Here is a 26,634-nt window from a genome sequence, read left to right on the forward strand (position 1 = left end):
CACCCTCCGCAATCTTCCGGACGCGGTCCGTGCCGGCATCTCCGCTGGTCGTCACGGAGCGTAGAGGAACTATGTCCCTGAGTGACGAGACTGGTGTATCGTCCGGAGCAGGGGCTGCGCCGTGCACCGTTCGGCGCCGGGGATGGACATTGCAGACTGTGAGGGGGGCGACGGGCGATGCACGGCCGATGGACGAGCGATCCGACGCGACGGGGCCGCCGACGGCGATCCTGGCGTGCGGCCGCGTGCAGACGCGGTCACCACGGCAGTCACGGCTGCCGTCACAGCCACCACCGCGAGCAGGACGACCTCCGCAGGCAGGGGCATCCAGCGCCCCGGGGCCCGTGGGACCCGGGAGCGGAGCGGACCGGGAGTGCCCGGTGAGCCCGCCCCTGCCCGCCGCGCCCGCCCTCGACGGAGCGCTGCGGGCGCAGCCTTCGCCGGGGCCGCTGCTGTCCCGTCCGCCGTCCCTCGGCGGCCGGCCCGGCCTGGTCCACCAACTCGTCCTGGCCCTGATCTGCGGGGGATACGCCGTCGGTTCCGCGTTCGACTGGGGTTCCGAAGAAGTCGCGCTGATCATGGGTGATTTCGGGCTGAGCGCCGCCGCGGCCACCGCCGCCGTGTCGCTCTTCCTGTACGCCCGCAGCCGCCGTATCCGCTTTCGACCCGCCTGGCTGCTGTTCGCCCTCTCCTCGGCGATGGCGGCTCTGGGCAACGCGGTCTGGGGATGGTACGAGGTCGTCCTGGGGGAGCCGGTACCCACCCCCAGCTACGCCGACCTGTTCTTCCTGTGCTTCGCGCCGCCCGCCATCGTGGGGCTCCTGGTGCTCGCCAAGCGCCCGGTGACGAAGGCGGGCTGGGTCTGCCTGGTGCTCGACGCCTGGCTGATCGGCGGCTCGCTGCTCACGCTGTCGTGGAGCCTCGCGCTCGCCCAGGCGGCCAAGTTCGACGGGCCGAGCGTGGCGCACACCGCGCTGTCGCTGGCGTACCCGCTGCTGGACATCGCGCTGGTCAGCATGGTGCTCGCCCTGCACTTCCGGCGCTCGGCGGTCAACCGCACGGCGGTCAACACCGCCATCGGCGCGCTGGCGCTGACAGTGATGTCGGACGCCCTGTTCACCTCGCCGCTGCTGCACAACAGCTACCACTCGGGCCAGTTGCTCGACGCGGGCTGGTTCGCCGGCTCGCTGCTCCTCGCGTACGCCCCGTGGGCCGCGCCCCGGCAGGGACAGCAGCCGGCGGAGGACGACGGGCACACGCGCGTGGTGCACGAGCACCTCCCGGGCCCGCACGGCGGCACCCACCAGCACCACGCGGCGCCGCTGCAGGGCGAGCACAGCCGGTATCCGGCGGCCCGGCCCATCGCCGGCTCCCTGGCGGCCCTCACGCCCTACCTCGCCGCCGCCGTCTGCACGCTGGGAATCCTCTACAACGTCCTCAACGGCCGCAGCGTCGACCGCGTGGTGCTGCTGACCGGCGGCACGGTCGTGCTCGCCCTCGTGGTGCGCCAGGGCATCATGCTGCTCGACAACATCACCCTCACCCAGGAGCTGGCCCAGAAGGAGAACCACTTCCGCTCCCTGGTGCAGGGCTCGAGCGACGTCATCATGATCGCCGCGCCCAACGGCATCCTCCGGTACGTCTCCCCGGCCGCCGCCGGGGTCTACGGACGCCCGGCGGAGGAGCTGGTGGGCACGGAACTGGCCGATCTCATCCACCCGGAGGACCTGGGCCGCGTGGTGCACGAGGTGCGCCGCTTCCTCGCCGCCAGCCCGCTCGAGGAACCCACCACACGCATCGAGTGCCGCTTCCGGTCCGGCGGCGGGGGCGCCTCCCGCCCGGGCGGAACCGGCGGCGGGGGCGGCTGGCTCAACGTCGAGTCGACCGTCAACCGCCACCAGGGCGGCCTCATCTTCAACAGCCGGGACGTCACCGAACGGGTGCGGCTGCAGGCGCAGTTGCAGCACAACGCCGAGCACGACCCGCTCACCGACCTGCCCAACCGCGCCCTGTTCACCCGGCGCGTCCAGCAGGCCCTGTCCGGCCGCCGCTCCACCGACCGGGGCACGGCCGTGCTCTTCATCGACCTCGACGGCTTCAAGGCCGTCAACGACACGATCGGGCACCAGGCCGGGGACGAACTGCTCGTCCAGGCCGCCCGCAGGCTGCAGGAAGCCGTACGCAAGGGGGACACCGCATCCCGGCTCGGCGGCGACGAGTTCGCGGCCCTGATCGTCGGGGACGGCAGCCGTGACCGCTCCGCGCGCGAACGGCACATCCTGGAGCTCGCCGACCGGCTCAGGCACACGCTGTCGCAGCCCTACGTGATCGACGGCAACGATGTCCGGGTGGCCGCGTCCATCGGTGTGGCCTTCGCCGAAACGGGTCTCGGCGCGGGCGAGTTGCTGCGCAACGCCGACCTCGCGATGTACCGCGCCAAGGCGGCGGGCAAGGGCCGTGTCGAGCTGTACGCCCCGCAGATGCAGCAGGACGTCGTACGCAAGGCGGAGCTGGCCACCCGTCTGCGGGCCGCGCTGCACGACGGCGAGTTCGCGTTGCTGCACCAGCCCGTCGTCCGCCTGGAGGACGGCCGGATCGCCTCCGTCGAGGCCCAGGCGCGCTGGCGCTCCTCGAAGGGGGTGCTGTTCACCCCCGCCGAGTTCCTGCGCGTCGCCGAGGACAGCGACAGAACCGCCGAGCTGGGCCGCTGGATGCTGGAGGAGGCCGTGGAGCAGGCCGCCGAGCGCACCGCGACGGGGGTGGCCGTGCCCGTGGCGGTCCGGGTCAGTGCCCGGCGGCTGCTGGACCGGTCGATGCCGCTCGGCTCGATCGAGGCCCTGCTGACCCGGCACGGGCTGCCGTCCGGATCGCTGGTGATCGAGCTGACCGACGCCGACCCGCGGATCTCCCTGGACGAGCTGGAGCGGAGACTGGGCACGCTGCGCAGGCTGGGTGTCCGGGTCGCCCTGGACGGCTTCGGCAGCGGCCACGCGGCGATCACGGCACTGCGCAGACTCCCCGTCGACGTGCTGAAACTCGACCGGAGCCTGGTCGAGGGCGTCGTCGAGTCCGCGCGGCTGCACAAGATCACCAGTGGTCTGCTGCGGATCGCGACCGATCTCGGGCTGCAGTCCGTGGCCGACGGCGTGGACCTGCCCGAGCAGGTCGTGGCCCTGCGCGCGATGGGCTGCACGCACGGGCAGGGCATGGCGTTCTCCGGACCGCTGGACGAGTACCGGCTGCGCCGGGCGCTCGCGTCCGGCCACTGTCCGGTACCGCACGGTCCGATCGAGCCGGCGTTCGCGGGAGGTGGTTCAGGGGTGTACACAGGTGGCGTCACCGCCGTCCTGGGAAGCCGGAGTGCCCTACGCTCACATAATGAGACTCCCGTCCCACCCACTTGACACGTGGTGTGCGCCGGGGGGAGGGTCAGTGCCATGCGCACCCGAATTCTCGTACTTGGACAGCGCGTCGGCTGAGCTGGTGATGTCCGGATCGATTCCGGAACTCCCGGCGACCACACCCGGCGCGCTCCCCTCGCTTGCCTTGCGGCACGAGGGGTTTTTTGTTGCACAGGTGACCCCCGTGCAGCGCCCCAACACCGCACAAACCTCGCAAAAACCCTCAGCATCGAGAAGAGAATGCCGATGACCGAGCAGGCCACCGGGGCCCATCCGCAGCCGCGGCCCCGATCCGGAGGACAGCAGTCCGCCCCCGAGCACGTCACGGGTGCGAAGTCCCTCATCCGCTCTCTCGAGGAGGTCGGGGCCGACACCGTATTCGGCATTCCCGGCGGTGCGATCCTTCCCGCGTACGACCCGATGATGGACTCCACCCGGGTGCGGCACGTCCTGGTCCGGCACGAGCAGGGCGCCGGTCACGCGGCCACGGGTTACGCGCAGGCCACCGGCAAGGTCGGCGTCTGCATGGCGACCTCCGGCCCCGGTGCCACCAACCTCGTGACGCCGATCGCGGACGCGCACATGGACTCGGTGCCGCTCGTGGCGATCACCGGCCAGGTCGCCTCCAAGGCGATCGGCACGGACGCCTTCCAGGAGGCGGACATCGTCGGTATCACGATGCCGATCACCAAGCACAACTTCCTGGTCACCAAGGCGGAGGACATCCCGCGCGTGATCGCGCAGGCCTTCCACATCGCCTCCACCGGCCGCCCGGGCCCGGTCCTGGTCGACATCGCCAAGGACGCGCTGCAGGCGCAGACGACCTTCTCCTGGCCGCCGGTGATGGACCTGCCCGGCTACCGCCCGGTGACCAAGCCGCACGCCAAGCAGATCCGCGAGGCCGCGAAGCTGATCACCGCCGCCAAGCGGCCCGTCCTGTACGTCGGCGGCGGTGTCATCAAGGCACACGCCACCGCCGAGCTCAAGGTTCTCGCCGAGCTCACCGGAGCGCCCGTCACCACCACACTGATGGCGCTCGGCGCGTTCCCCGACAGCCACCCGCTGCACGTGGGAATGCCGGGCATGCACGGTGCGGTCACCGCCGTCACCGCGCTGCAGAAGGCCGACCTGATCGTCGCCCTCGGAGCCCGTTTCGACGACCGCGTCACCGGCAAGCTGGACAGCTTCGCCCCGTACGCGAAGATCGTGCACGCCGACATCGACCCGGCCGAGATCGGCAAGAACCGCGCCGCGGACGTGCCGATCGTCGGGGACGCCCGCGAGGTGCTGGCCGACCTGATCCAGGCCGTCCAGAAGGAGCACAGCGAGGGCAACAAGGGCGACTACAGCGCCTGGTGGAAGGACCTGTCCCGGTGGCGTGACACCTACCCGCTCGGCTACGACCAGCCCGAGGACGGCTCGCTGTCCCCGCAGCAGGTCATCGAGCGCATCGGGCAGCTCGCCCCGGACGGCACGATCTTCGCGGCGGGCGTCGGCCAGCACCAGATGTGGGCCGCGCACTTCATCCAGTACGACAAGCCCGCGACCTGGCTGAACTCCGGTGGCGCCGGGACGATGGGCTACGCGGTCCCGGCCGCGATGGGCGCCAAGGCCGGCGCGCCGGACCAGGCGGTCTGGGCGATCGACGGCGACGGCTGCTTCCAGATGACCAACCAGGAGCTCACCACCTGCGCCCTGAACAACATCCCGATCAAGGTCGCCATCATCAACAACGGCGCCCTGGGGATGGTCCGCCAGTGGCAGACCCTCTTCTACAACCAGCGCTACTCCAACACCGTGCTGCACTCGGGCCCGGACGACGTCAACCCGGAGGCCAGGGGCACCCGGGTGCCGGACTTCGTGAAGCTGTCCGAGGCGATGGGCTGCGTGGGCCTGCGCTGCGAGTCCCCCGAGGACCTGGACAAGGTCATCGAGGAGGCGAACTCCATCAACGACCGCCCGGTCGTCGTCGACTTCGTCGTCCACGAGGACGCGATGGTCTGGCCGATGGTCGCCGCCGGCACCTCGAACGACACCATCATGGCCGCCCGGGACGTCCGCCCCGACTTCGGCGACAACGAAGACGACTGAGCGAGAGAGACGCGAAAAGACCATGTCCAAGCACACGCTCTCGGTCCTGGTGGAGAACACCCCCGGCATCCTGGCCCGGATCGCCGCCCTGTTCTCCCGCCGCGGCTTCAACATCGACTCCCTCGCGGTCGGCGTCACCGAGCACCCCGACATCTCCCGCATCACCATCGTCGTGGGCGTCGAGGACCTGCCGCTCGAGCAGGTGACCAAGCAGCTCAACAAGCTGGTCAACGTGCTGAAGATCGTCGAGCTGGAGCCGTCGCAGGCCGTCCAGCGCGAACTCGTCCTGGTGAAGGTGCGTGCCGACAACGAGACGCGCTCCCAGATCGTCGAGATCGTCCAGCTGTTCCGCGCCAAGACCGTCGACGTCTCCCCGGAGGCCGTGACGATCGAGGCCACCGGCAGCGGCGAGAAGCTGACCGCCATGCTCAAGATGCTCGAGCCGTACGGCATCAAGGAGCTGGTGCAGTCCGGCACCATCGCGATCGGACGCGGCGCCCGGTCGATCACGGACCGCTCGCTGCGGGCCCTCGACCGTTCGGCGTGACGGTCCCGCGGGCGGCCGGGTGACTCCGGCCGCCCGTATACCGAGATCCCGAAACCCCCCTTCCGCCCGCCGTCATACGGTGGGACGCAACACCTGCACACAAGGAGAGAACCCAAAGTGGCCGAGCTGTTCTACGACGCCGACGCCGACCTGTCCATCATCCAGGGCCGCAAGGTCGCGGTCATCGGTTACGGCAGCCAGGGCCACGCCCACGCGCTGTCGCTGCGTGACTCGGGTGTCGACGTGCGTGTCGGTCTGCACGAGGGCTCCAAGTCCAAGGCGAAGGCCGAGGAGCAGGGGCTGCGCGTGGTGACGCCGTCCGAGGCCGCCGCCGAGGCCGACGTCATCATGATCCTCGTCCCGGACCCGATCCAGTCCCAGGTCTACGAGGAGCACATCGCGCCGAACCTGAACGACGGCGACGCGCTCTTCTTCGGCCACGGCTTCAACATCCGCTTCGGCTTCATCAAGCCCCCGGCCGGCGTGGACGTCTGCATGGTCGCCCCCAAGGGCCCGGGCCACCTGGTGCGCCGTCAGTACGAGGAGGGCCGCGGCGTCCCGTGCATCGTGGCCGTCGAGCAGGACGCCTCGGGCAACGGCTTCGCGCTGGCCCTGTCGTACGCCAAGGGCATCGGCGGCACCCGCGCCGGCGTCATCAAGACGACCTTCACCGAGGAGACCGAGACCGACCTCTTCGGCGAGCAGGCCGTTCTCTGCGGTGGTACGGCCGCGCTGGTCAAGGCGGGCTTCGAGACGCTGACCGAGGCCGGTTACCAGCCGGAGATCGCGTACTTCGAGTGCCTGCACGAGCTGAAGCTGATCGTGGACCTCATGTACGAGGGCGGCCTGGAGAAGATGCGCTGGTCGATCTCCGAGACCGCGGAGTGGGGCGACTACGTCACCGGCCCGCGCATCATCACCGACGCCACCAAGGCCGAGATGAAGAAGGTCCTCGCCGAGATCCAGGACGGCTCCTTCGCCCGCAACTGGATGGACGAGTACCACGGCGGTCTGAAGAAGTACAACGAGTACAAGAAGCAGGACTCCGAGCACCTGCTGGAGACCACGGGCAAGCAGCTGCGCAAGCTGATGAGCTGGGTGAACGAGGAGGCGTAGGTCTCCGACGGACGGGGCCGGAGCACACCGCTCCGGCCCCTTTGCCCAGCCCGTCGCATCACGGACGGGTGATCCTTCCGCGGAGGCGCAGGACGATCACCGCCGCGCCACTACACTGCCGTACTACATACGCGTCAGGCCCACAGCGTCGTGCGTCTTCCACGCGGCCACCAAACCCTCCACCGCCTGCGGCCGTCGGGACGGCCGTCCGCAATGGACTTGTGAGGACTCACGTGAGCTCGTACCCCAGTCAAAAAGCCACGGTACTCATCGCCGAAGAGCTGTCGCCCGCCACCGTGGACGCGCTCGGCCCCGACTTCGAGATCCGGCGCTGCAACGGAGCCGACCGGGCGGAACTGCTCCCGGCCATCGCCGACGTCGACGCCATCCTGATCCGCTCGGCCACCAAGGTCGACGCCGAGGCGATCGCCGCGGCCCGCAAGCTCAAGGTCGTCGCGCGAGCCGGCGTCGGCCTGGACAACGTGGACGTCTCCGCCGCCACCAAGGCCGGCGTGATGGTCGTCAACGCCCCGACCTCCAACATCGTCACCGCCGCCGAACTCGCCTGCGGTCTGCTCATCGCCACCGCCCGGCACATCCCGCAGGCCAACGCCGCGCTGAAGAACGGCGAGTGGAAGCGCAGCAAGTACACGGGCGTGGAGCTCGCCGAGAAGACCCTCGGTGTCGTGGGTCTGGGCCGCATCGGCGCGCTCGTCGCCCAGCGCATGTCCGCCTTCGGCATGAAGGTCGTCGCCTACGACCCCTACATCCAGCCCGCGCGCGCCGCGCAGATGGGCGTGAAGGTGCTGTCGCTGGACGAGCTGCTGGAGGTCTCCGACTTCATCACCGTCCACCTGCCCAAGACCCCCGAGACCCTGGGCCTGATCGGCGAGGAGGCGCTGCGCAAGGTCAAGCCGAGCGTGCGCATCGTCAACGCCGCGCGCGGCGGGATCGTCGACGAGGAGGCGCTGTACTCGGCGCTGAAGGAGGGCCGCGTGGCGGGCGCCGGCCTGGACGTGTACGCCAAGGAGCCGTGCACGGACTCGCCGCTGTTCGAGTTCGACCAGGTCGTCTGCACCCCGCACCTCGGCGCCTCGACGGACGAGGCGCAGGAGAAGGCCGGCATCGCCGTGGCCCGCTCGGTGCGTCTGGCCCTCGCCGGTGAGCTCGTGCCCGACGCGGTGAACGTCCAGGGCGGCGTCATCGCCGAGGACGTCAAGCCGGGCCTGCCGCTCGCCGAGCGCCTCGGCCGCATCTTCACCGCGCTCGCGGGCGAGGTGGCGGTCCGTCTCGACGTCGAGGTGTACGGCGAGATCACCCAGCACGACGTCAAGGTGCTGGAGCTGTCCGCCCTCAAGGGCGTCTTCGAGGACGTCGTCGACGAGACGGTGTCGTACGTCAACGCCCCGCTGTTCGCGCAGGAGCGCGGCGTCGAGGTGCGGCTGACCACCAGCTCCGAGTCGGCCGACCACCGCAACGTCGTCACCGTGCGCGGCACGCTCACGGACGGCGAGGAGGTGTCGGTCTCCGGCACGCTGGCCGGTCCCAAGCACCTGCAGAAGATCGTCGCCGTCGGTGAGTACGACGTCGACCTCGCGCTCGCCGATCACATGGTGGTGCTGCGCTACGAGGACCGCCCCGGTGTCGTCGGCACCGTGGGCCGCGTCTTCGGCGAGGCGGGCATCAACATCGCCGGTATGCAGGTCGCCCGCGCGGCGGCGGGCGGGGAGGCGCTGGCGGTGCTGACCGTCGACGACACGGTGGCCTCCGGCGTGCTGGCCGAGGTCGCCGAGGAGATCGGGGCCACGTTCGCCCGTTCGGTGAACCTGGTCTGAGGGTCCCGCCTGGGGGCTGCTGCCCCCAGGCCCCCGCTTCGGCCCCGAACGGGCCTCGTCCTCGAACGCCGGACGGGCTGGAACTGCCCGTCCGGCGTTTCGTCCGTTCCCTTACTCGCCGGCCGCGTGGACTCCCCGCAGCGCCCGCGCCGCCAGTATCGCCGCCCCCGCCAGGAGGACCGCCCCGGCGATCGCCGCGCCCCGCATCCCGTCGGTGAACGCCTCGCGGGCCGCCGTCGCCAGGGCGTCTCCCGCGCGCCCCGGCAGGCGGCCGGCGATCGCCAGTGCGCCGCCCAGCGTCTCGTGTGCCGCCTCCGGCGCCGTGGCCGGAACGCCGTGCCGGTAGATCGCCGTACCGATCGAGCCGAGGACCGCCATGCCCAGGGCGCCGCCGAACTCCGCGCCGGTCTCCATCAGGGAGGAGGCGGAGCCCGCCCGCTCCACCGGGGCGCTGCCCAGGGCGAGATCGGTGATCTGCGAGATCACCATGACGATGCCGGAGGCGAGGACGCCGCACGCGGCCAGGACCAGCCAGAGCGCGTCGGTGTCCGCGAAGGCGAGCAGGGCGTAGCCGGCGGCGGCGATCGCGAAGCCCGCCGTGACGACGTGGGCGCGGTCGACGCCCTTCTGGACGAGCGCGGTCGCCATCGGGGCCGCCATGCCGATCGGCACCGAGGGCAGCAGTGACCACAGGGCCGCCTCCATCGCGCTCTTGCCGAGCACCGACTGCAGGTACTGCGTGGTGAAGAAGGCGGAGCCCATGATGGCGAAGGAGGCGAGGAGGTTGAGGACCACCGAGGCGGCGAAGCCGCGGCCGCGGAACAGCGCCGGGTCGATCATCGGTGCGGCCGTGGTGCGCTGGCGGTGGACGAAGAGGGCGGCGAAGAGCAGCCCGACGGTGATCGAGACGACGTACCGGGCGTGCCAGCCCTCGGACGGGATCTCCTTCAGGCCGTAGACGACGGGCAGTACGGCGGCCATCGACAGCGGGACGCTCGGCCGGTCGAAGCGCCCCGGGCGCGGGTCCTTCGACTCGGGGAGCAGGAACGGGCCGAGGACCAGCAGCAGGGCCATCGCGGGCAGGTTGACCAGGAAGACCGACCCCCACCAGAAGTACTGCACCAGGACGCCGCTCAGCACCGAGCCGAGCGCGATGCCGGCCGTCATCACACCGGACCACAGGCCGATCGCCTTCGCGCGCTGGCCCGGGTCGGTGAACATCGTGCGGACCAGCGCCATCGTCGACGGCATCAGGGTCGCGCCGCCGACGCCGAGCACCGCGCGGGCCGCGATCAGCGTCTCGGCGCTGCCGGCGTAGGCCGCGACGAGGGAGGCGGTGCCGAAGGCGGCCGCGCCGATCAGCAGGAGCCTGCGGCGGCCGATGCGGTCGCCGAGCGAGCCCATCGTCATCAGCAGACCGGCCAGGACGAAGGCGTAGATGTCGAAGATCCACAGCTGCTGGGTGCCGCTGGGCCGGAGGTCCGCGCTGATCGCCGGGATGGCGAAGTACAGGACCGAGACGTCCATCGAGACCAGCAGCAGCGGGAGCATCAGCACGCCCAGGGAGGTCCATTCGCGGCGGCCGGCGAGGGCGGCCGGGGTGGTGGCGGTGCTCGTCGAGTTCGTCATGCCCGTGACTGTACGAGCGTCTTAAACGCTTGTCTAGTACGACTGTATAAGTCGTCCGTATAGGACGGTTGTATGGATCGGCGGTAGGGTGCCCGGCATGGGACACCGTGAGGATCTGCTCGAAGGCGCCAAGCGCTGCCTGCTTCAGAAGGGGTTCGCGCGCACCACGGCGCGGGACATCGTCAGGGAGTCGGGGACGAACCTCGCCTCGATCGGATACCACTACGGGTCCAAGGACTCGCTGCTGGCGCAGGCGTACCTCGCGCTGGTGGAGGGGATGTCCTTCGAGGGCGATGCCGGGATCAGTGCCGCGCCCGGTTCGCTGGAGCGTTTCCGGGAGGTGTGGTCGAACATCGTCGCCTCGATGCGGGCGCCCGGTTCGATGTGGCGGCTCAGCGTGGAGATCATGGGGATGGGCGACCAACTGCCCGAGGTGCGCGACCAGTTGTCCCGCGCGCAGCGCGAGGGCGGCCGGGGGCTGGTGTCACTGATGACGGGCGTGCCGGAGGAGGAGGTGCCGGACGGGACCGCCGACACCCTCGGGGGGTTCTACATGACCCTGATGTCGGGGCTCATCGCGCAGTGGACCTTCGACCCGAGGAACGCGCCGGACGCGGACACGCTCACCGAAGGTCTGCGGCAGCTCGTCGAGGGCGTCAGGCAGAGCTGACCCGACCGGCGCCCGGCCCCCGGCGGTCCCGCAGCACCGGTGCCAGCGCGCCCAGCATCAGCACCGCCGTCGCCGCGAAGGCCCACGGGTAGCCGGTCAGGCCCGCGAGGACGCCGAAGCCCGCGGCGCCGGCGCCCATGCCGCCGTCGTAGGCGAGGTTCCACAGGGCGCTGACGGTGCCGTAGGAGGAGGCGGAGACCCGGGCGTACATCAGGGTCAGGGTGGCGTTCTGGGCGATGCCGAAGCCCGCGCCGAAGAGGGCGGTGCCCGTGACGACCGCGACCGGGCTGCCCGTCGCGGCGACGACCAGCACGCCCGCCGCCGACAGCAGCAGGCCGGGCAGGACGAGGCGGGCGCTGCCGTGCCGGTCGCCGTGGCGGCCCGCGAGCCAGCGGGTGACGGTGGCGGCGGCGGGCTGCACGAACAGGGCCACGGTGACGACGCCGGTGCGGGTGTGCGGTACGGCCAGCGGCAGGAACGTGACCAGGATCCCGGCGGCCGTCGCGGTGGCCGCGAACACGATCACCGGGCGCAGCAGGGCACCCGTGCGCAGGCCGCGGACGACGCCCACCGACTCCTTCTTCGACGCCGCCGCGCCGTCCGGCAGCCCGGGCACCGAGACGATCGCGGCCAGCGCGGCCACGCCCCCGGCGACGGCCACCGGCCCGTACCCCACCCGCCCGGCCAGCCACAGTCCCAGCGGCAGGGCGGCCAGCGACGGCACCCCGGACACCACGCCCACGACCGCAAGCCCCTCGCCCCTGCGCTCCGCCGGGATCAGGGACGCCGTGAGGGCACCGCCCGCGACGATCGTCAGCGCGAAGCCCAGCCCGCGCAGCAGGCACACCGTCACCGTCCACGCCAGGCCCCCGGGCACCGTCAGCACCACGGCCGGGGCGCCCAGCAGGAACAGCCCGGCCCCCAGCGTCGCCCGGTAGCCGAAGCGGGCGACCACGCGCGGAGTGACCAGCTCGCCGAGCACCGTGGTCAGCATCAGCGAGCCGGTGGCGAGACCCGCGCCGCCCCCGCCGCCGGACTCGGCCGCGTAGGCGGGCACCACCGACAGCAGCAGGAAGAAGCTCACGCTCGCGCCGATCAGGCTCACGAAGCGCAGCAGCAGGGGCCGGGTCAGCAGCCGGGGCGGCGGAGCGATCGCCTGGGGAGGGCGCGTGGCCGAAGTCGTCATACCGGTGACGTTAGAGTCCGACCGGCTCCCCGCTAAGCTCCAATTCCATGCCAGTGCAGTGGGCCGGTCTGTCACCCGAGCTGCTCCTGACCGTCGACCGGGACAGCGGGCAGCGGCTGTCCGCGCAGCTGGAGGGGCAGCTGCGCGAGGCGATCCGCTCGGGGCGGCTCCAGGCCGGCGAACGCCTGCCGTCCTCCCGTGAGCTCGCCCGCCTCCTGGGCCTGTCCCGCGGTCTCGTCCAGGACTGCTACGCCCAGCTCCAGGCCGAGGGCTACCTCGTCACCCGCGTCGGCTCCGCCACCCGGGTGGCGGCTTGCGCACAGGTGGCGCCGGTCCCCGCGGCGCCCCCGCCGCCGGCCCGGCCCCGGACGGTCGCCGACTTCCGGCACGGCGTCCCCGACCTGGCCTCCTTCCCGGTGGCCGACTGGCTGTGGGCGACCAGGGAGGCGGCCCGCGCCATGCCGACCGCCGAGCTCGACTACGGGGACCCGCGCGGCAGTCCCGCCCTGCGCGAGGTGGTGGCCGGGTATCTGCGCCGGGTGCGCGGCGCCGCCGCCGACCCCGCCCGCACCGTCGTCTGCTCCGGCTACGCGCAGGGCCTGAGCCTCGCCCTGCGCGCCCTCGCGCGCACGGGGACGCGGATCGTGGCGTACGAGGACCCGGGCGGACCGGGTACCGCGCGCGCGGCCGCGGAGGCGTCGGGGCTGACGGCCCTGCCGGTACCGGTCGACGACGCCGGCGTCGACGTGGCGGCGCTGGACGCCACCGGGGCCCGCGCGGTGATCGTCACCCCCGCCCACCAGTGGCCGACGGGCGTCGTGCTGGCACCCGGCCGCCGGCACGCGCTGATCGAGTGGGCGGCGCGGCGGGACGCGTACGTCATCGAGGACGACTACGACGCCGAGTTCCGCTACGACCGCGAACCCGTCGGCGCCCTGCAGGGGCTGGCCGCCGACCGGGTGATCTCCATCGGCACGGTCAGCAAGTCCCTCGCCCCCGCCCTCCGGCTGGGCTGGCTGCTGTGCCCGCCCGCCCTCGCCGGCCACGTCACCGACCTCAAACGCCTCGCCGACCGCGGCTCGCCCGCCCTCGACCAGCTCGCCCTCGCCCGCCTCGTCGAGTCCGGCCGCTACGACCGCCATCTGCGCCGGATGCGCACGATCTACGCCGCCCGCCGCACCGCGCTCGTCACGGCGCTCGCCCGGCACGCCCCCGCGGTACGGCTGTCGGGGCTCGCGGCGGGCTTCCACGCGGTGGCCCATCTGCCGGACGGCGCCGACGAGACGGCGGTCGTGACGCGGGCCCGCGCCCGGGGAGTGGGCCTGTACGGCATGAGTGACTGCCGCGCCTCGGCGTCCACCACCCCGCCCCGGCTGATCCTGGGCTTCGGCGACGTGAGCGAGCGCGCCGTAGCCGAGGGGATCGAGGCGGTGGCGGACCTCCTCGACGGCCGCGCCCGGTGACCGCCGCGCGTCCGGTCGCCGCCGCGGCCCGTGGTCACAGCCGTGCCCCTTTCAGCACCATGTGCAGCAGCAGCCGGTCCTCGCCGTCGTCCAGGTCGAGACCCGTGAGCTGTTCGACGCGGGAGAGCCGGTAGTAGAGGGTCTGGCGGTGGATGCCCAGTTCGGCGGCGCTGCGGCCGGCCTGGCCCGCGCAGTCGAGGTAGACCTCGGCGGTGCGGGCGAGTTCGCGGTGGGCGGGGGAGAGCAGCGCGCGGACCGCCGGGTCGTGGACCACCTCCGGCGGCAGCGAGGTCAGCAGGCGGAAGGGGCCGATGCGCGACCAGTGCGCGACCGGTCCGAACCGGGGCTCCGCGCGTGCGGCCCGCGCCGCCGCCAGGGCCTCCCGCCAGGCGGCCGCCAGTTCCCCCAGGCCCGTGCGCGCGGGGGCGATGCCGGCGGCCGCGCCGGCGCCGCGCTCCGGCTGCCGCGTCCGCTCCGGCTGCCGCGTCCGCTCCAGCAGCCGCCCGGCCGCGGAGGTCGCCGGGGTCAGGACGTCCGCCGAGCGCAGCCGCAGCAGCAGGGCGAGGGACTGCGACGTGACGCCCGAGGGCACCGTGCACAGGGCCGTCGCTCCCGGCACCGTACGGACCGACGGGGCGTCGTCGGGGTCGGCGGACGGCCAGGGGGTCACACACACCACCGTGTGAAGGGCGTCCGCGCGCGGCCCGAGCGCGGTGCGCAGCTCCGCCACCGCCATGTCCTGCTGCCAGCCGCGCTCGGCGGTGAGCGCCGCCCGCAGCTCCCGGGTGAGGTCGGCGCCGTGCTGGGCCTCGTCCGCGAGCAGGGCGCCGATGCGGACCGTCACGTCCATGGCCGCGCTCAGCTGCCGCTCGGTCGGGCCCGGGTCGGAGTCCAGCAGCCAGACGTAGCCGAGGACGACACCCCGATGGCGTACCGGGAGGCAGACACGTCCCCGGTAGACGCCCGCCTCGGGTGTCGGCGGGATGCGGACCGGGCCGGTCGCCCGGGTGATGCCGAAGCCCTCGAACCACGAGCGGACGGCGGAGGTGGAGCGCCGCGTCAGGATCGAGCGGGCGCGCACCGGGTCCAGGGCCGAGGCGTCGAGGTCGCCCTCACTGTCGTAGGCGCCGAAGGCGATCAGCTCGAAGTCCCGGCTCTCCAGGGTCGCGGGCGCGCCGAGGAGCTCCGAGATCTCGTCGACCAGCTCCTGGTAGTCACCCTTGTGGTCCACCGTCACCCGGGCATTCTCCCGCATTTCTCCAGGCGCTTCATACATCTGTCTGAGATCTGCGGCACGGATGCGTGACAGCTGTCGATGGCCGGCGATCGGAGCGATCCTTAGGTTTCACGGTGGTTCTGTCTGCTGGTCTGTGGAGGTGCCCCGTGCTGGGTCCCGTGATTCTTGCCGCGTCGCGCAGCGACCGGATGCGACGCCTGATCTCGGCGGCCCCGGTGACCAAGCAGGTCGTGGACCGCTTCATCCCCGGCGAGTCCGTCGACGACGTGGTGCCGATCATCGAGGACCTCACCGGCAGGGGCCTGGAGCTGACGATGGACGTCGTCGGCGAGGACATCACCAACCCCGGGCAGGCCCGCGCCGCCCGTGACGCCTACCTGGCGCTCATCGGCCGGCTGGGGGAGCTGGAGCTGGGCGAGCGGGTCGAGATGTCGGTGAAGCTGTCGATGTTCGGCCAGGCGCTGCCCGGCGGTCACGGACTCGCGCTCGGCAACGTCCGGCCGGTCGTCGAGGCCGCCGCGGCCATCGGCACCACGGTCACGCTCGACGCCGAGGACCACACCACCCTCGACTCGATGTTCACCGTCCACGAGGAGCTGCGCAAGGACTTCCCGCAGACCGGCTGCGTCATCCAGGCCTACCTCTTCCGCACCGAGGCCGACGCCCGCCGGCTCGCCGCGGCCGGCAGCCGGGTGCGGCTGGTGAAGGGCGCCTACAAGGAGCCCGCCGAGGTCGCCCACCAGAACGGGCACGAGATCGACAAGGCGTACGTCCGGATCCTGAAGATCCTCATGGAGGGCGAGGGGTACCCGATGGTCGGTTCCCACGACCCGCGCCTGATCGCCATCGCCCAGGAGCTCGCCCACCGCGCCGGCCGCAAGCCGGACGAGTACGAGTTCCAGATGCTGTACGGCATCCGCGGCGACGAGCACCTGCGGCTCGCCGCCGAGGGGCACCGCATGCGCGTCTACACCGCCTACGGCACCGACTGGTACGGCTACTTCATGCGCCGCCTGGCGGAGAAGCCGGCCAACCTGCGCTTCTTCCTGAGGAGCATGATCACACGTGGCTGAGCCGGCGCACCCGCGCCACCCCGCCGGCCCCGCGACCAGCCAGGGCTGAGCCCGAACACCCGCTCACGTACAAGGAGTTACGGATCTCATGGACGCTGTGACCCAGGTCCCCACCCCCGTCAACGAGCCGGTGCACGGCTACGCCCCCGGCTCGCCCGAGCGCGCCCGGCTCGAGGCCAAGCTGAAGGAGCTGGCCGAGAACCCGGTCGACCTCCCGATGACCATCGGCGGCGAGCAGCGGATGGGCGGCGGCGAACCCTTCCAGGTGGTCCAGCCGCACAACCACAAGGCCGTCATCGGCACCCTGCGCCACGCCACCCGGCAGGACGCGAAGGACGCCATCGACGCGGCCCTCGCCGCCGCGCCCGCCTGGCGCGCGACGTCCTTCGACGACCGCGCCGCGATCATCCTGCGCGCCGCCGAGCTGCTGTCCGGCCCGTGGCGCGAGACCATCGCCGCCTCCACCATGCTCGGCCAGTCGAAGACGGCCCAGCAGGCGGAGATCGACGCGCCCTGCGAGCTGATCGACTTCTGGCGCTTCAACGTCCACTACGCCCGCCAGATCCTGGCCGAGCAGCCGCCGGCCAACTCCCCGGGCGTCTGGAACCGCATGGACCACCGCCCGCTGGAGGGCTTCGTCTACGCGATCACGCCGTTCAACTTCAGCGCGATCGCGGGCAACCTGCCCACGGCCCCCGCCCTCATGGGCAACGTCGTGGTCTGGAAGCCGTCCCCGACCCAGACCCACGCCGCCGTGCTGCTGATGCGGCTGCTGGAGGAGGCGGGCCTGCCCAAGGGCGTCATCAACCTCGTCACCGGGGACGGCATCGAGGTCTCCAAGGTGGCCCTGGTCCACCGGGACCTCGCGGGCATCCACTTCACCGGTTCGACCAGGACCTTCCAGTACCTGTGGAAGACGGTCGGCAGCAACATCGAGAAGTACCGCACCTACCCGCGCCTGGTCGGCGAGACCGGCGGCAAGGACTTCCTCGTCGCCCACCCGAGCGCCGACCGCGCCGTGCTCAAGACCGCCCTGACCCGCGGTGCCTTCGAGTACCAGGGCCAGAAGTGCTCGGCGACCTCCCGGGCGTACATCCCGGCCTCCATCTGGAACTCCGGCTTCAAGGAGGAGTTCGCGGCCGAGGTCGACCACCTGACCATGGGCGACGTCACGGACCTGTCGAACTTCATCGGCGCCGTGATCGACGAGCGCTCCTTCGCCCGGAACAAGGCCGCGATCGACCGCGCCGGGTCCGACCCGGCCTGCACGATCGTCGCGGGCGGCTCCTACGACGACTCGGTCGGCTACTTCGTCCGCCCGACCGTCGTGGAGTGCACCGACCCAGAGAACGAGGTCTTCCGCACCGAGTACTTCGGCCCGTTCCTCGCCGTGTACGTCTACGAGGACGACCGGTACGAGGAGATGCTGACGCAGATGGAGTCGGTGGCCGACTACGCCCTGACCGGCTCGGTGATCGCCAACGACCGCGCCGCCGCGGCCCACACGATGGAGAAGCTGCGCTACGCGGCCGGCAACTTCTACATCAACGACAAGTCCACCGGGGCGGTCGTCGGCCAGCAGCCCTTCGGCGGCGGCCGGGCCTCCGGCACCAACGACAAGGCGGGCGCCCCGCAGAACCTGCTGCGCTGGACGCTGACCCGCGCCATCAAGGAGACGCTGGTCCCGCCGACCGACTACACCTACCCGCACATGGGCTGAGCGGTGCCGTGACGCGCTGACGGGCCGGTTCCTTCGGGGACCCGGCCCGTGCCGGTTGCGGCACTAGCCCGGCATCTCCGTCCGCTCCCACCACTCGTACACCGGGAGCGGCCCCTCCGGCGTGTCCGCGCGGCGGGCGGTCTGCCTGAAGTGCTCGTAGCCGTTGCGCAGTTCGATCTTCAGGTCCACCGCGGGCGTCTCGACCACGACGATCCGTTCGGGCAGGTCCAGGGGGCCGCCCTCGAGCAGTGCCTTCGTCTTGTCGTTCATGACCTCTCCTCCAATGCCTGTTGTCAGTCCGGCGGGACCACCAGCACGAGCCCGCCCTTCGCATGGCCCGCCTCGGCCAGCTCGTGCGCCTTGGCGGCCTCGGTGAAGGGGAGCGCCGCCTCGACGTGCACCCGGACGTGGTGGCTCGCCAGAAGGGCGGCGGCCCTGGCGAGCCGCTCCCCGGAGGGTTCCGGCCGGACGGCGGCGAAGCGCATGCCGCGCGCCTCCGCCTCCTCCGGCGCGAGCCCCGGGTCGCCGGGGACGGCCGAGATCAGCAGACCGCCCGGGCGCAGGGTGTTCAGCGTGCGCGGGCCGTAGTCGCCGCCGGCCAGGTCCAGGGCGGCGTCGATGTCGTGCACGGCCTCGGTGAAGTCGGTGACCGTGTGGTCGATCGGCTCGTCGGCGCCCAGGTCGCGCAGGAAGCCGTGCCGGTCGGCGCGGGCGGTCGCGGCGACGTACGCACCCTCGGCCTTGGCCAGTTGCACCGCCACGTGGCCGACACCGCCGGCCGCCGCGTGGATCAGGACGCGGGTGCCGGGACCGATCCGGGCGGTGTCGATCAGGGCCTGCCAGGCGGTCAGCAGGGCCGTCGGCGCGGCGGCCGCGCGGATGTGGTTGAGGGTGGCGGGCTTGGGGGCGAAGTACCCGGCCGGGGCGGTGACATGGGTGGCGTATCCGCCCGAGTCGATCATGCCGAAGACCTCGTCGCCGGGGCGGAGGCCGGTGACCTCGGCTCCCACGGCCGCCACGGTGCCGGAGACGTCGCGGCCGAGGACGAAGGGCGGCTCTCCGTACTGCGGCGCGGCGCCCGAACGGATCAGGAGGTCCACGGGGTCGACGGCGACCGCGTACACACGGAGCAGGATCTCGGCCGGGGCGGGTGCCGGGCACGGGCGCTCCGCCGGCTCCAGGACCTCGGGGCCGCCGAACCGGTGCTGGGTCATCGCCTGGACGCGGGGACGTTCCGTCGTCATCGGGTCTCCCTCCCGGAGCCGGACGGGACGGCGGGGTGCGGCCGCCTGTGTCCATCGTTGCTCCGGAGGGCAGGGTTCGGCACCCCCCGTTCGGCCCGATCGGAGTACCCCTCAAGTCCCCAGCTCAGGGCGGTGTGACCCCATCCGCCGTCTCAGATAGTAGGAAGTCCGACTAACTGTGGAGACAGACCGGGAGCGGTCCCTTACTTTTGTAGGAGCCGAACGTCTCGCTCGACCAAGCGAATGGCGGTCGTGAGCCGGGCCCCGTGCAGGTGACCCCTGCGGCACCGCTCCCCGCCCTCCGGCGTCTCGTACCCCCTTTTTCCGCACTCCCGGATGCCGAAGGAGTCGATTCCCCATGGCCGAGACGACCGCCCGACGCCGCCGTCACCTCTCCCGTACGAGCGAGTCCGACCGCAAGAACGCCGCCGCCGCCCTCCAGCGCGCCCTGGACCGCAGGGACAACGGCGGTTCCACGGGCCACTGACCGGGATCACCGGCCGCGGAACGGGACGGTGGGCGGCCTCGTGTCCACCGCCGTTCCCGTCCGTATCGCGGACACCCCGTGTCATCCCATGGGACGAGGAGTAGGGTCCTGCGCATGTCGGCAAGTTCTCGCAGCATCAATCTCGCAGTGATCCCGGGTGACGGCATCGGCCAGGAGGTCGTGGCCGAAGGCCTGAAGGTCCTCTCCGCCGTCCTTCCGCAGGATGTGAAGCTGGAGACGAGGGAGTACGACTTCGGCGCCCGGCGCTACCACGCCACCGGTGAGACCCTCACCGACGCCGACCTCGACGCGCTGAGGCGGCACGACGCCATCCTGCTCGGCGCGATCGGCGACCCGTCGGTGCCGTCCGGCGTATTGGAGCGCGGCTTCCTGCTCAAGCTCCGGTTCGCCTTCGACCACCACGTCAACCTGCGCCCGTCGAAGCTCCTGCCGGGTGTGGCCACCCCGCTCGCCGGTGAGCCGAGCATCGACTTCGTCGTGGTCCGGGAGGGCACCGAGGGTCCCTACACCGGCAACGGCGGCACGATCCGCAAGGGCACCGCGCACGAGGTCGCCACCGAGGTCTCCGTGAACACGGCCTACGGTGTCGAGCGGGTCGTCCGGGACGCCTTCGCGCGGGCCCAGGCCCGTCCGCGCAAGAAGCTCGCGCTGATCCACAAGAACAACGTGCTGACGTTCGCGGGCCACCTGTGGACCGACGTCTTCAACCGAGTGGCCGCGGAGTTCCCCGAGGTCACCACCGAGTACATGCACGTGGACGCGGCGACCATCTACCTGGTCACGCAGCCCGAGCGGTTCGACGTGATCGTCACCGACAACCTCTTCGGCGACATCATCACCGACCTCGCCGCGGCCGTCTCCGGCGGCATCGGCGTCGCCGCGAGCGGGAACATCAACCCGAGCGGCGAGTTCCCCTCGATGTTCGAGCCGGTCCACGGTTCCGCGCCGGACATCGCGGGTCAGGGCAAGGCCGACCCCACCGCCACGGTGCTGTCCGTCGCCCTGCTCCTGCGCCACCTCGGCCGCGAGGCCGAGGCCGCCCGCATCGACGAGGCGGTCTGCGCCGACCTCGCCGAGCGGACCGGCAAGCCCGCGCGCAGCACCTCGGAGATCGGCGACGCGCTGGCCGTACGAGTAGCCGGCTGACCGGGCGGTTCACTCGAAAAAGCATTCGAAGCCGCCGGGTCACTCGCACCCGGCGGCTTCCGCATGTCCCCCGCCGGGTGCCACCATCATCCCCTGGGCCGCATTCACGCCGTTTCCTCCCCATGGCCGCGAGGACATGGGCGGTACCTCCCACGGTCGCCCGCTTGCGATAATCGGACGCGGAGCCGCGGATTGAGGCAATGCTCGGACGTCCTAGTACTGGCCACGGCCCGTACGGGCGTGAGCGCGGCCCGTCACACACAACCGGTGAAGGACAACCACTCATGACGACGCCCACGATCGAGCTCAAGCCCTCCGCCAGCCCGCTCTCCGACGCCGAGCGCGCGGCGATCCTGGCCAGCCCCGGGTTCGGCCGCCACTTCACCGACCACATGGTGACGATCAAGTGGACCGAGGGCCGCGGCTGGCACGACGGCCAGCTCGTCCCCTACGCCCCGCTCTCCCTCGACCCCGCCACCATGGTCCTGCACTACGCGCAGGAGATCTTCGAGGGCCTGAAGGCCTACCGCCAGCCCGACGGTTCCGTCGCCACCTTCCGCCCGGAGAAGAACGCCGAGCGCTTCCAGCGCTCCGCGCACCGCCTCGGCATGCCCGAGCTGCCGGTCGAGACGTTCCTCGAGGCCTGTGACGCCCTGGTCCGCCAGGACCAGGCGTGGGTGCCCGCGCACGGCGGCGAGGAGTCCCTCTACCTCCGCCCGTTCATGATCGCGACGGAGGTCGGCCTGGGCGTGAAGCCCGCGGGCGAGTACCTCTTCCTGGTCATCGCCTCCCCGGCCGGGGCCTACTTCCCGGGCGGCGTCAAGCCGGTCTCCATCTGGCTCTCCGAGGACCGCGTCCGCGCCGTCCCCGGCGGCATGGGCGACGCCAAGACCGGCGGCAACTACGCCGCCTCCCTGCTCGCCCAGGCCGAGGCGGCCGCCAAGGGCTGCGACCAGGTCTGCTACCTCGACGCCGTCGAGCACAAGTGGGTCGAGGAACTCGGCGGGATGAACCTGTACTTCGTCTACGGCGACCGGATCGTCACGCCTGCCCTCACCGGTTCCATCCTCGAGGGCGTCACCCGCGACAGCCTCCTCACCGTCGCCCGCGACCTCGGCTACGCGTCCGAGGAGGGCCGCGTCTCCATCGACCAGTGGCAGCGCGACGCCGAGAACGGCAGCCTCACCGAGGTCTTCGCCTGCGGCACCGCCGCCGTCATCACCCCGGTCGGCACGGTCAAGCGCGCGAGCGGCGAATGGCAGCAGTCCTCCGGCGAGCCCGGTGAGGTCACCCGCAGGCTCCGCGAGACGCTGCTGGACATCCAGCGCGGCACGGCCGCCGACACGCACGGCTGGATGCACCGGCTGGTCTAGCACCCGGCGCGCCCTCCCGGGGCGCTGCCGGACCGCGGGGGACCTCGCCCGGCCCGCTCAGAACCGGCTCGTGACCCTCGGGGCCGCCTCGGACACACCGTCCGGGGCGGCCCCGCCCGTCAGCGGCGCGTTCGCCGTCAGCAGCAGGTACACCGCACCGCCGACCAGCCCCGACAGCAGGAAGCTGCAGTCCACCCCGCCCGTCAGGGCCAGCAGCGGACCCTCGTAGGACGGCAGGGACACGGCGAGCAGGCCGACGACCGCGCCCAGGGCCCAGGAGACGGTGGCACGGATGTTCCAGCCCGCCCGGTACCAGTAGACGCCGCCGCGCGAGCGCCGGTTGAACACCTGCAGGGCGTCCGCGTCGTACACGCCGCGGCAGCGGACGAAGCCGATGAGGGTGACGACCGCCCAGGGGGTGCCGATCGCCGTCAGCAGCAGGACGAAGGACGTCATCGCGTCCTGCGCGCTGGAGTAGTAGTGGCCGACGAAGACGCAGGCCGTGGCGACGACGGCGACCGTGTAGGTGGCGCGGGCGCGGGAGGCCCGCGGCAGGATGGCGTCCAGGTCGAGGCCCATGGAGTAGAGCATCAGGCCCGCGTTGCCGACCGAGCCTGCGGAGGCCGACAGCAGCAGGGGGATCAGGTACCAGGTCGGGGAGGCCGAGACCAGCGGGCCGGCGTAGTCCGTCGCCGCCCGCGCCGCGAACGCCGTGAAGGTGCCGAAGAGCTGGGGGACCAGCAGGCCGAGGATCAGGCCGAGCCAGGTGGCGTGCAGCACCCGGCGCGAGGCGTGGCGGGCCGGGGAGATGTAGCGGGTGTAGTCGCCGAGCAGGGTGATGAAGGCGATCGGTCCGGACAGGCCCGCCGCCACCGTGGCCAGCAACCACGTCGGCCAGAACCCGCCCAGCAGGTAGCCGCCGGCCGCGGGCAGCGCCGAGGCCGTGAAGTGCGGGCCGTACGCGACGAGGCCCAGGGCGAGCAGGGCCGTCATGCCGATCGCCAGGACGCGGGACATGGTGAGCAGGACCCGGTAGCCGTAGACGGCGCCGGCGACGGTGGCCGCGGCGAGCAGCGCGTAGACGACGGCGTATCTCGCGCGGGGAGTTCCGGCGGGTCGACCCCGACCGTTACGCCGCCCGGCTGCGGGCGCTGCTCGACGGCCTCTCCATCCACGTGGCGATCGGGCTGCGCGGCACGGACCGGCCCCAGGTCCTCGGCCACGTACGGGAGTTCCTGGACGAGACGCTCCTGGCGGACGACCGACCTCCCGGCCCGGCAGACCCGCGTCGGTGATCAGCGCAGTGTTCGCATTCTGAGACGGACGGTGAGCGCGCGGGCGAGGTGTGCCAGACTGCCCCCGTGCTCTCGTTCGCCATGATTATCGGCAGCAGGCGCGCCGGTCCGCAGTGACCGCCACGTACGACCAGGTACGGGCGGACACCGTCGTCCTCGACCCGCGCGCAGACCTCTCGCACCCGCGAGGGGTTTTTCGCTTTTCTGGCCAACCTTCAGCCGGGAGTAAAGCGCGAGGGATCACTGAGGACGGTGGAGCCGGTCATTCCGGTACCGACCGAGATCCTTGCGGGATCCAACAGCAGGAGCCTTGACACCATGACCGCAACCAGCGAGCTCGACGATTCCTTCCACGTCTTCGACACGACGCTGCGCGACGGCGCGCAGCGCGAGGGCATCAACCTCACCGTCGCGGACAAGCTGGCCATCGCACGGCACCTGGACGACTTCGGCGTCGGCTTCATCGAGGGCGGCTGGCCCGGGGCCAACCCGCGGGACACCGAGTTCTTCGCCCGCGCCCGGCAGGAGATCGACTTCCGGCACGCCCGGCTCGTCGCCTTCGGCGCGACCCGCCGGGCCGGCGCCAAGGCGTCCGAGGACCCGCAGGTCAAGGCGCTCCTGGATTCGGGCGCCGACGTGATCACGCTGGTCGCCAAGTCGCACGACCGGCATGTCGAGCTCGCGCTGCGCACCACCCTGGACGAAAACCTGGAGATGGTCCGCGACACCGTCTCCTTCCTGGTCGGGCAGGGCCGCCGCGTGTTCGTCGACTGCGAGCACTTCTTCGACGGCTACCGCGCCAACCCCGAGTACGCGAAGGCCGTCGTACGGGCCGCCTCGGAGGCCGGCGCCTCCGTGGTGATCCTCTGCGACACCAACGGCGGCATGCTGCCGGCGCAGATCCAGGCGGTCGTCTCCACGGTCCTGGCCGACACCGGGGCCCGGCTCGGCATCCACGCCCAGGACGACACCGGCTGCGCGGTCGCCAACACCCTCGCCGCCGTGGACGCGGGCGCCACCCACGTGCAGTGCACGGCGAACGGCTACGGCGAGCGCGTCGGCAACGCCAACCTCTTCCCCGTCGTCGCGGCCCTGGAGCTCAAGTACGGCAAGCGGGTCCTGCCCGGGGGCGCGCTGCGCGAGATGACCCGCATCTCGCACGCCATCGCCGAGGTCGTGAACCTCACGCCCTCCACCCACCAGCCGTACGTGGGCGTCTCGGCCTTCGCGCACAAGGCGGGGCTGCACGCCTCGGCCATCAAGGTCGACCCGGACCTCTACCAGCACATCGACCCGGAGCTGGTCGGCAACACCATGCGGATGCTCGTGTCCGACATGGCGGGCCGCGCCTCCGTCGAGCTCAAGGGCAAGGAACTCGGCGTCGATCTCGGCGGCGACCGCGAACTGGTCGGCCGGGTGGTCGAGCGGGTCAAGGAGCGCGAGCTCAAGGGCTACACCTACGAGGCGGCGGACGCGAGCTTCGAGCTCCTCCTGCGTGCCGAGGTGCAGGGCGGCCCCCTGCGCTACTTCGAGGTCGAGTCCTGGCGGGCCATCGTCGAGGACCGCCCCGACGGCACCCACGCAAACGAGGCCACGGTCAAGCTCTACGCCAAGGGCGAGCGCATCGTCGCCACCGCGGAGGGCAACGGCCCGGTCAACGCCCTGGACCGCGCCCTGCGCGTCGCCCTGGAGAAGATCTACCCGCAGCTCGCCAAGCTCGACCTCGTCGACTACAAGGTCCGCATCCTGGAGGGCGTCCACGGCACCCAGTCCACCACCCGTGTCCTGATCTCCACCTCGGACGGCGCGGGCGAGTGGTCCACGGTGGGCGTCGCGGAGAACGTCATCGCCGCCTCTTGGCAGGCCCTGGAGGACGCGTACACCTACGGTCTGCTGCGCGCCGGGGTGGAACCGGCCGAGTGACACCGGCGGACGGTCGCCGGCCCCCGGCGCCGCACGGGGAACCGCGCTACCGGCGCGTGCGGTTCCCCTCGCCGGGGGTCTGCCCTCCGGTGCCCAGGAACGCGGTCCAGGCTGCGGGGGAGACGGTCACTATGCCGCCTCCGGCGGGGGCGTTCTTGGAGTCACGGATGTGGACGGACGAGGGCTGGGTGGCGACTTCGACGCAGTTGCCACCCTCGTTGCTGCTGTGGCTGGACTTGATCCACTGAAGTACGGTGCTCATCGGTCTCCTAGCAGTCCGTGCACGTAGCGCACGCTCTCGTCTGGAGAGAGGGCTTGTGACCGCAGCATTCCATACTTGTGGTGATAGTCCCTGACCTCGTCGGGATCGTCCACGAGGAAACTGGCGCGCTGCACTTCCAGATAGACAAGTCGGTCGCTGTCGGGGGTCTCCAGCAGTGTCATCGGGCCCGCGAGACCGGCGTGCGGCATCCGGTCCATCGGCATGATCTGGAAGCCCATATGCGCGGGCTTCGTGTACTCCAGGATCTGGTGGAACTGCTCCCGCATCACCTCCGGGCCGCCGACCTGCCGTCGCAGAATGCTCTCCTCCAGCACGAAGTGTCCGACGGGCGGCAGTTCTCGTTGCCAGATCAACTGCCGTTCCATACGCGCGGCCACCCACTGTTCGGCCGTCTCGCTGCCGAGCGCCGGATAGCGGGAGTCGAAGGTGGCGCGGCAGTAGTCCCGGGTCTGAAGCAGCCCTGGCACCACCTGCGTCTCGTACGACAGGAAGCTCACCGCTTCCTGCTCGTGATCCACCAGCGACTGCGCGAACTGCACCACCTTCTCCCGCACCGGCATCCGCGCCACGAGCAGCGCCAGCGCCCCCTTCGTGTCCAGGAGTTCGTCGAACTGCTCGGCCCGGTCCGGCTGGAGCGCCAGTCTGCCCTGCTCGATCGAGCCCACCGTGTCGACGTGGACGCTCGCCCTCTCGGCGAACTGCTCCTGGGTCAGACGGGCTTGTTTCCGGTAGTGCGCCACGAGCGCACCGACCGCCTGCCAGGCACCGACCTTCTTCGACATGGCCAACCTCTTCCCCCGTGGGCACCCCGAGTCCTCGTAGTGAACTCGTAGCAATCAGAACTACGACTTCACTCACTGCCCCATGCTAGTCACTCCCTGTGACAGTCGGCCC

20 protein-coding genes and 2 pseudogenes are annotated in these 26,634 nt (G+C 71.7%); 14 read left to right on the plus strand and 8 right to left on the minus strand.

The window, feature by feature from the left end:
* Window positions 1-188: 188 nt before the first annotated feature.
* The 5 genes from ACJ9NR_RS27475 (at window position 189) to serA (ending at window position 8,990) form a co-directional block, all read left to right on the plus strand.
* A complete protein-coding gene (locus tag ACJ9NR_RS27475; RefSeq protein ID WP_412492281.1) occupies window positions 189-3,404 on the plus strand; it encodes a putative bifunctional diguanylate cyclase/phosphodiesterase in 3,216 nt (1,071 codons plus the stop codon).
* Between the two features lie 243 nt (window positions 3,405-3,647).
* Window positions 3,648-5,492, plus strand: coding sequence for an acetolactate synthase large subunit (locus ACJ9NR_RS27480; RefSeq protein ID WP_412492280.1), 1,845 nt, complete (start codon window positions 3,648-3,650; stop codon window positions 5,490-5,492).
* A gap of 22 nt (window positions 5,493-5,514) precedes the next feature.
* Complete coding sequence (gene ilvN, locus ACJ9NR_RS27485) at window positions 5,515-6,039, plus strand: acetolactate synthase small subunit (protein WP_003993148.1); 525 nt, start codon at window positions 5,515-5,517, stop codon at window positions 6,037-6,039.
* A 117-nt stretch (window positions 6,040-6,156) separates the two neighbouring features.
* The gene (gene ilvC / locus ACJ9NR_RS27490; protein WP_412492279.1) at window positions 6,157-7,155 is read left to right on the plus strand and encodes a ketol-acid reductoisomerase; all 999 of its coding nucleotides are present in this window, start codon (window positions 6,157-6,159) and stop codon (window positions 7,153-7,155) included.
* 233 nt (window positions 7,156-7,388) lie between these two features.
* Complete coding sequence (gene serA / locus ACJ9NR_RS27495) at window positions 7,389-8,990, plus strand: phosphoglycerate dehydrogenase (RefSeq protein WP_412492278.1); 1,602 nt, start codon at window positions 7,389-7,391, stop codon at window positions 8,988-8,990.
* A gap of 111 nt (window positions 8,991-9,101) precedes the next feature.
* Here serA and ACJ9NR_RS27500 read toward each other — a convergent pair whose 3' ends face one another.
* Window positions 9,102-10,619 (minus strand): MFS transporter, encoded by a 1,518-nt coding sequence (locus ACJ9NR_RS27500; protein WP_412492277.1) that lies wholly within the window; start codon window positions 10,617-10,619, stop codon window positions 9,102-9,104.
* Window positions 10,620-10,716: 97 nt separating this feature from the next.
* On the opposite strand from ACJ9NR_RS27500, the gene ACJ9NR_RS27505 reads away from it, so the two are divergent.
* Entirely contained in the window at window positions 10,717-11,289 is a 573-nt protein-coding gene (locus ACJ9NR_RS27505) for a TetR/AcrR family transcriptional regulator (protein WP_412492276.1), read from the plus strand.
* Here ACJ9NR_RS27505 and ACJ9NR_RS27510 read toward each other — a convergent pair.
* A complete protein-coding gene (locus ACJ9NR_RS27510) occupies window positions 11,276-12,475 on the minus strand; it encodes an MFS transporter (protein ID WP_412492275.1) in 1,200 nt (399 codons plus the stop codon). The two genes, ACJ9NR_RS27505 and ACJ9NR_RS27510, sit on opposite strands and share 14 nt — an antisense overlap.
* Before the next feature lie 47 nt (window positions 12,476-12,522).
* Between ACJ9NR_RS27510 and pdxR the strand changes: the two genes are divergently transcribed.
* The gene (gene pdxR / locus ACJ9NR_RS27515) at window positions 12,523-13,938 is read left to right on the plus strand and encodes a MocR-like pyridoxine biosynthesis transcription factor PdxR (RefSeq protein WP_412492274.1); all 1,416 of its coding nucleotides are present in this window, start codon (window positions 12,523-12,525) and stop codon (window positions 13,936-13,938) included.
* Between the two features lie 34 nt (window positions 13,939-13,972).
* Here pdxR and ACJ9NR_RS27520 read toward each other — a convergent pair whose 3' ends face one another.
* Window positions 13,973-15,193, minus strand: coding sequence for a helix-turn-helix domain-containing protein (locus ACJ9NR_RS27520; protein WP_412492273.1), 1,221 nt, complete (start codon window positions 15,191-15,193; stop codon window positions 13,973-13,975).
* Window positions 15,194-15,321: 128 nt separating this feature from the next.
* Between ACJ9NR_RS27520 and ACJ9NR_RS27525 the strand changes: the two genes are divergently transcribed.
* Window positions 15,322-16,248 carry a proline dehydrogenase family protein gene (locus tag ACJ9NR_RS27525; RefSeq protein ID WP_412492272.1) on the plus strand — a complete coding sequence of 309 codons (927 nt, stop codon included), beginning with the start codon at window positions 15,322-15,324 and terminating at the stop codon, window positions 16,246-16,248.
* 88 nt (window positions 16,249-16,336) lie between these two features.
* On the plus strand, window positions 16,337-17,968 hold the full coding sequence (gene pruA / locus ACJ9NR_RS27530) for an L-glutamate gamma-semialdehyde dehydrogenase (RefSeq protein ID WP_412492271.1): 1,632 nt from the start codon (window positions 16,337-16,339) through the stop codon (window positions 17,966-17,968).
* Between the two features lie 63 nt (window positions 17,969-18,031).
* Here pruA and ACJ9NR_RS27535 read toward each other — a convergent pair whose 3' ends face one another.
* Entirely contained in the window at window positions 18,032-18,238 is a 207-nt protein-coding gene (locus tag ACJ9NR_RS27535; protein WP_412492270.1) for a DUF5988 family protein, read from the minus strand.
* Between the two features lie 23 nt (window positions 18,239-18,261).
* Complete coding sequence (locus ACJ9NR_RS27540; RefSeq protein WP_412492269.1) at window positions 18,262-19,212, minus strand: NADP-dependent oxidoreductase; 951 nt, start codon at window positions 19,210-19,212, stop codon at window positions 18,262-18,264.
* Window positions 19,213-19,570: 358 nt separating this feature from the next.
* On the opposite strand from ACJ9NR_RS27540, the gene ACJ9NR_RS27545 reads away from it, so the two are divergent.
* The 3 genes from ACJ9NR_RS27545 to ACJ9NR_RS27555 all read left to right on the plus strand — a co-directional run bounded on the left by ACJ9NR_RS27545 (window position 19,571) and on the right by ACJ9NR_RS27555 (window position 22,239).
* Entirely contained in the window at window positions 19,571-19,699 is a 129-nt protein-coding gene (locus ACJ9NR_RS27545) for a hypothetical protein (RefSeq protein WP_016432484.1), read from the plus strand.
* Between the two features lie 114 nt (window positions 19,700-19,813).
* The gene (locus ACJ9NR_RS27550) at window positions 19,814-20,866 is read left to right on the plus strand and encodes a 3-isopropylmalate dehydrogenase (RefSeq protein WP_412492268.1); all 1,053 of its coding nucleotides are present in this window, start codon (window positions 19,814-19,816) and stop codon (window positions 20,864-20,866) included.
* 284 nt (window positions 20,867-21,150) lie between these two features.
* A complete protein-coding gene (locus ACJ9NR_RS27555) occupies window positions 21,151-22,239 on the plus strand; it encodes a branched-chain amino acid aminotransferase (protein WP_412492267.1) in 1,089 nt (362 codons plus the stop codon).
* 57 nt (window positions 22,240-22,296) lie between these two features.
* Here the strand turns inward: ACJ9NR_RS27555 and ACJ9NR_RS27560 are convergent.
* Window positions 22,297-23,361: pseudogene (locus ACJ9NR_RS27560) on the minus strand (cytosine permease); the annotation flags it as partial.
* On the opposite strand from ACJ9NR_RS27560, the pseudogene ACJ9NR_RS27565 reads away from it, so the two are divergent.
* Together ACJ9NR_RS27565 and cimA are read left to right on the plus strand one after the other, a co-directional pair.
* Window positions 23,331-23,534 (plus strand): annotated as a pseudogene (locus tag ACJ9NR_RS27565) (TetR family transcriptional regulator C-terminal domain-containing protein); the annotation flags it as partial. The pseudogenes ACJ9NR_RS27560 and ACJ9NR_RS27565 overlap by 31 nt on opposite strands.
* 318 nt (window positions 23,535-23,852) lie before the next feature.
* Window positions 23,853-25,457 (plus strand): citramalate synthase, encoded by a 1,605-nt coding sequence (gene cimA / locus ACJ9NR_RS27570; RefSeq protein ID WP_412492266.1) that lies wholly within the window; start codon window positions 23,853-23,855, stop codon window positions 25,455-25,457.
* A 46-nt stretch (window positions 25,458-25,503) separates the two neighbouring features.
* Here cimA and ACJ9NR_RS27575 read toward each other — a convergent pair whose 3' ends face one another.
* Together ACJ9NR_RS27575 and ACJ9NR_RS27580 are read right to left on the minus strand one after the other, a co-directional pair.
* Complete coding sequence (locus ACJ9NR_RS27575; protein ID WP_412492265.1) at window positions 25,504-25,719, minus strand: DUF397 domain-containing protein; 216 nt, start codon at window positions 25,717-25,719, stop codon at window positions 25,504-25,506.
* A complete protein-coding gene (locus ACJ9NR_RS27580) occupies window positions 25,716-26,522 on the minus strand; it encodes a helix-turn-helix domain-containing protein (RefSeq protein ID WP_412492264.1) in 807 nt (268 codons plus the stop codon). The genes ACJ9NR_RS27575 and ACJ9NR_RS27580 overlap by 4 nt, the downstream gene beginning before the upstream one ends.
* Window positions 26,523-26,634: the final 112 nt, after the last annotated feature.

This window comes from Streptomyces sediminimaris (assembly GCF_047049295.1).
Classification (GTDB): Bacteria; Actinomycetota; Actinomycetes; order Streptomycetales; family Streptomycetaceae; genus Streptomyces; species Streptomyces sediminimaris.

Bases quoted from the DNA above. Each gene is read 5' to 3' on its own strand.
- ACJ9NR_RS27475 (WP_412492281.1), top strand. From the start codon at position 189: ATGGACGAGCGATCCGACGCGACGGGGCCGCCGACGGCGATCCTGGCG.
- ACJ9NR_RS27480 (WP_412492280.1), top strand. From the start codon at position 3,648: ATGACCGAGCAGGCCACCGGGGCCCATCCGCAGCCGCGGCCCCGATCC.
- ilvN (WP_003993148.1), top strand. From the start codon at position 5,515: ATGTCCAAGCACACGCTCTCGGTCCTGGTGGAGAACACCCCCGGCATC.
- ACJ9NR_RS27500 (WP_412492277.1), bottom strand. From the start codon at position 10,619: ATGACGAACTCGACGAGCACCGCCACCACCCCGGCCGCCCTCGCCGGC.
- ACJ9NR_RS27505 (WP_412492276.1), top strand. From the start codon at position 10,717: ATGGGACACCGTGAGGATCTGCTCGAAGGCGCCAAGCGCTGCCTGCTT.
- ACJ9NR_RS27510 (WP_412492275.1), bottom strand. From the start codon at position 12,475: ATGACGACTTCGGCCACGCGCCCTCCCCAGGCGATCGCTCCGCCGCCC.
- pdxR (WP_412492274.1), top strand. From the start codon at position 12,523: ATGCCAGTGCAGTGGGCCGGTCTGTCACCCGAGCTGCTCCTGACCGTC.
- ACJ9NR_RS27520 (WP_412492273.1), bottom strand. From the start codon at position 15,193: ATGCGGGAGAATGCCCGGGTGACGGTGGACCACAAGGGTGACTACCAG.
- pruA (WP_412492271.1), top strand. From the start codon at position 16,337: ATGGACGCTGTGACCCAGGTCCCCACCCCCGTCAACGAGCCGGTGCAC.
- ACJ9NR_RS27535 (WP_412492270.1), bottom strand. From the start codon at position 18,238: ATGAACGACAAGACGAAGGCACTGCTCGAGGGCGGCCCCCTGGACCTG.
- ACJ9NR_RS27540 (WP_412492269.1), bottom strand. From the start codon at position 19,212: ATGACGACGGAACGTCCCCGCGTCCAGGCGATGACCCAGCACCGGTTC.
- ACJ9NR_RS27545 (WP_016432484.1), top strand. From the start codon at position 19,571: ATGGCCGAGACGACCGCCCGACGCCGCCGTCACCTCTCCCGTACGAGC.
- ACJ9NR_RS27550 (WP_412492268.1), top strand. From the start codon at position 19,814: ATGTCGGCAAGTTCTCGCAGCATCAATCTCGCAGTGATCCCGGGTGAC.
- ACJ9NR_RS27555 (WP_412492267.1), top strand. From the start codon at position 21,151: ATGACGACGCCCACGATCGAGCTCAAGCCCTCCGCCAGCCCGCTCTCC.
- cimA (WP_412492266.1), top strand. From the start codon at position 23,853: ATGACCGCAACCAGCGAGCTCGACGATTCCTTCCACGTCTTCGACACG.
- ACJ9NR_RS27575 (WP_412492265.1), bottom strand. From the start codon at position 25,719: ATGAGCACCGTACTTCAGTGGATCAAGTCCAGCCACAGCAGCAACGAG.
- ACJ9NR_RS27580 (WP_412492264.1), bottom strand. From the start codon at position 26,522: ATGTCGAAGAAGGTCGGTGCCTGGCAGGCGGTCGGTGCGCTCGTGGCG.